Genomic DNA, 3,765 nt, shown 5'->3' on the forward strand with positions numbered 1-3,765 from the left:
CCTGGGTGGCTGCTTCGATTGCGGCCGCATCACCGTGGGCACGCATGTCGGCAAGACCGACGATCAGGCTGTCGATCTGCGCCCGCTCATTGGGGCTCAGCAAGTCGGCATCCGCCGCCAGCGCGCTTTGCGCAGCCAGAATCATTCGATCGGCATCGACCTGGGCCTCGGCCAGTGCGCGAGCCTGCATGTCTTGCTGGGCGGTCGAGAAGCTGTCTTGCAGCATGCGCGCAATATCGTCGTCCGACAGGCCATAGGAGGGCTTCACGTCGATGCGCGCCTCGACACCGCTGACCTGCTCTTTCGCATTCACGCTAAGCAGGCCGTCGGCATCGACGGTAAACGTCACGCGGATACGGGCAGCGCCCGCCACCATGGGCGGAATGCCGCGCAGCTCGAAACGGGCAAGACTGCGGCAGTCGGCCACCAGGTCGCGTTCGCCCTGCACCACATGCAGCGCCAGCGCGGTCTGGCCGTCCTGGTAGGTGGTGAAGTCCTGCGCCATCGCCGTGGGGATGGTCTGGTTGCGCGGCACGATGCGCTCAACCAGCCCGCCCATGGTCTCGATGCCCAGCGACAGCGGGATCACGTCGAGCAGCAGCAGGTCGGCGCCAGTGTTGTTGCCAGCGAGCTGGTTGGCGGAAATGGCCGCACCCAGCGCCACCACTTCATCGGGGTTGAGATTAACCAGCGGCTCGCGCCCGAAGAAACTGGCAACCGCCTTGCGCACCTGCGGCATGCGTGTGGAGCCACCTACCAGCACTGCGCCCTGAATATCTTCCTTCGCCAGCTTGGCATCGCGCAGTGCCTTGCGAACGGCCGCCAGGGTACGCTGGGTCAGGTGGGCGGTAGCGGTTTCAAAATCTTCCGCCTTCATTTCGAAGTTGACGAGGGCTTTGGCCAGTTGCACCGAAAAAGGCACAGGGTTGGCAGCTGAAAGCGCCTCCTTGCAATTGCGCGCAGTGCGCTGCAGTGCCGCCTTGTCAGACGGAGTGAGCGCATCCGCTGCAAGGCCCGCCTTGGCCAGCACCCAGTCGACCAGCGCGCGATCGTAATCGTCGCCACCAAGCGCGGAATCGCCGCCCGTGGCCACCACCTCGAAGACGCCTTGGGTCAAACGCAGTATGGAAATATCGAAAGTGCCACCGCCAAGGTCATAGACGGCGTAAACGCCTTCACTGGCGTTGTCCAGTCCATAGGCAATGGCAGCGGCCGTGGGCTCATTAAGCAGGCGCAATACATTGAGGCCAGCCAGTTGCGCAGCGTCTTTGGTGGCCTGACGCTGGGCGTCGTCAAAGTAGGCCGGCACCGTGATTACGGCGCCATAAATATCGTCATTAAAAGTGTCTTCGGCGCGGTAACGCAGCGTGGCCAGAATCTCCGCGCTGATCTCGACCGGGCTTTTCTCGCCGGCGACAGTCTGCAGCGTGACCATGCCCGGCTTGTCGTTCAACTCGTATGGCAACTGAGCGCGGCTGCCGATGTCGTCAATGCCGCGGCCCATCAGACGCTTGACAGAAGAGATGGTGTTGCGCGGATCTTCCACCTGCGCGGCCAGGGCTTCATAGCCGATTTGGCGCTTGTCGTCCTCAAGGTAGCGCACCACGCTGGGCAGCAGCACCCGCCCCTGCTCATCGGGCAGGCATTCAGACACACCACTGCGCACGCTGGCGACCAGCGAATGTGTGGTGCCCAAGTCAATCCCCACCGCGATGCGTCGCTGGTGCGGGTMGGGCGTCTGGCCGGGTTCGGAAATTTGCAGGAGTGCCATGCGCGGTTGTCGTACTTTTTCTGTAATGCTTTATTGTCCCAGCTGGTCGATGCGTGCATCAACCTCACTGGCAAAGCGCTCAATAAACATAAGGCTTCTGACCTGCTGGGCTGCGGCAGGAAAGTCCTTGTCCACGTCCAGCAGTTGCTCTATTTTTGATAGCTGCTTGCGCTCGTCAGCTGTGGCTTGGGAGGCTATTTCTTCAAAATCTTCAGTTGTTTCGGCATCGTCGAGCGCTTCGCGCCACTGCATCTGCTGCATCAGGAAGTCGTGCGGCATGGCGGTGTTGTTTTCGGCGTTAATGGGCGCACCGTTCAGCTCACACAAATAGCTCGCCCTCTTGAGCGGGTCTTTCAGCCGCTGGTAGGCCTCGTTGATGCGCACCGACCACTGCATGGCCACACGCTGGGCGGCCGTACCCTGAGCCGCGRATTTGTCAGGATGCGCTTCGCGCTGCAAATCCTTCCAGCGCGCGTCAAGCGTCGCGCGATCCTGCGCGAAGCGCTGGGGAACACCGAAAAGCTCGAAGTCGTTGGATTGGAGATTCATGCCGAGAAAAAGCCGCCAGCACAATCAGTGGAGGCGGCTTCRGTAAGGGTGCAGCACGCGATCGACCGCTCGCCCGTCAAACCCGGAAACTTTCGCCACAGCCGCAACGATCACGCTCGTTGGGGTTGATGAACTTGAAGCCTTCGTTCAGGCCTTCACGCACAAAGTCCAGCTTGGTGCCGTCGATGTAGGCCATGCTTTTCGGGTCGACCAGCACCTTGACGCCGTTGTCTTCAAACACGACATCTTCCGGTGCGATCTCGTCGGCATATTCCAGCTTGTAAGCCAGGCCGGAGCAGSCGGTGGTCTTCACGCCAAGGCGAACGCCCACACCCTTGCCGCGCTTGGTCATGTAGCGGGTCACGTGTCGGGCTGCAGCGTCAGTGAGGGTAACGGACATTTAAATCACTCGAAAAAAACAGGTGACGGGTGATGCGTTGATCAGTGCGTGTGCTTTTGCTTGTAATCGTTCACGGCGGCCTTGATGGCGTCTTCCGCCAGGATGGAGCAGTGAATCTTCACAGGCGGCAGCGCCAGCTCTTCAGCGATCGCGCTGTTCTTGATGCTTGCCGCTTCGTCCAGCGTCTTGCCCTTGACCCACTCGGTCACGAGCGAACTGGAAGCAATCGCGGAGCCGCAGCCGTAGGTCTTGAAACGTGCGTCCTCAATCACGCCCGTCACCGGGTTGACCTTGATTTGCAGCTTCATCACGTCGCCGCAGGCCGGTGCACCAACCATGCCGGTGCCTACCGATTCGTCGCCCTTTTCAAAGGAGCCAACGTTGCGGGGGTTTTCGTAGTGGTCTACCACTTTTTCGCTGTATGCCATTTTGTTTACCTCTTTAAGCTGTCTTGAATTGCGGGCCGGCCTTAGTGGGCGGCCCACTGGATGGTGGACAGATCCACGCCATCCTTGAACATCTCCCACAGGGGAGACAGTTCGCGCAGTTTGGCCACGTTTTCCTTGATGGTGGCGACCGCGTAGTCAATTTCTTCTTCGGTGCTCCAGCGGCCAATCGTCATGCGAAGGCTACTGTGCGCCAGTTCGTCGCTGCGGCCCAGGGCGCGCAGCACATAGCTGGGCTCCAGGCTGGCCGACGTGCAGGCCGAGCCGCTGGACACGGCCAGACCCTTGATGCCCATGATCAGCGACTCGCCTTCGACGAAGTTAAAGCTCATGTTCAGGTTGTGCGGCACGCGCTTGTCTGCATGGCCGTTGAGGAACACTTCTTCCACATCCTTGAGCCCGTTGAGCATGCGCTCATGCAGGGCCAGGATGCGCTTATTCTCTTCATGCATCTCGGCCTTGGCGATGCGGTAGGCCTCGCCCATGCCGACGCACTGGTGCGTGGGCAAGGTGCCCGAACGCATGCCGCGCTCATGGCCGCCACCGTGCATTTGTGCTTCAAGGCGAACGCGTGGCTTGCGGCGCACATACAAGGCGCC

The 3,765-nt window shown here is 60.9% G+C and carries 5 protein-coding genes; all 5 read right to left on the reverse strand.

The window, feature by feature from the left end:
* Positions 1-1,771, reverse strand: a 1,771-nt coding sequence (gene hscA / locus AC1D1X_RS18055) for a Fe-S protein assembly chaperone HscA (RefSeq protein ID WP_477698812.1), incomplete at its 3' end; no start/stop codon positions are given.
* A 30-nt stretch (positions 1,772-1,801) separates the two neighbouring features.
* Positions 1,802-2,320, reverse strand: coding sequence for a Fe-S protein assembly co-chaperone HscB (gene hscB, locus AC1D1X_RS18060; RefSeq protein WP_477698813.1), 519 nt, complete (start codon positions 2,318-2,320; stop codon positions 1,802-1,804).
* Positions 2,321-2,396: 76 nt separating this feature from the next.
* A complete protein-coding gene (gene iscA / locus AC1D1X_RS18065) occupies positions 2,397-2,720 on the reverse strand; it encodes an iron-sulfur cluster assembly protein IscA (protein WP_477698814.1) in 324 nt (107 codons plus the stop codon).
* 41 nt (positions 2,721-2,761) lie between these two features.
* The gene (gene iscU, locus AC1D1X_RS18070; protein ID WP_122956871.1) at positions 2,762-3,148 is read right to left on the reverse strand and encodes a Fe-S cluster assembly scaffold IscU; all 387 of its coding nucleotides are present in this window, start codon (positions 3,146-3,148) and stop codon (positions 2,762-2,764) included.
* Positions 3,149-3,189: 41 nt separating this feature from the next.
* A partial coding sequence (locus AC1D1X_RS18075; protein ID WP_477698815.1) for an aminotransferase class V-fold PLP-dependent enzyme occupies positions 3,190-3,765 on the reverse strand: 576 nt, incomplete at its 5' end.

It is taken from the genome of Polaromonas sp. P1_G4 (assembly GCF_056405475.1).

What these genes read in the sequence shown, in the direction of transcription:
- iscU (WP_122956871.1), bottom strand. Translation starts at nt 3,148, where the DNA reads ATGGCATACAGCGAAAAAGTGGTAGACCACTACGAAAACCCCCGCAAC.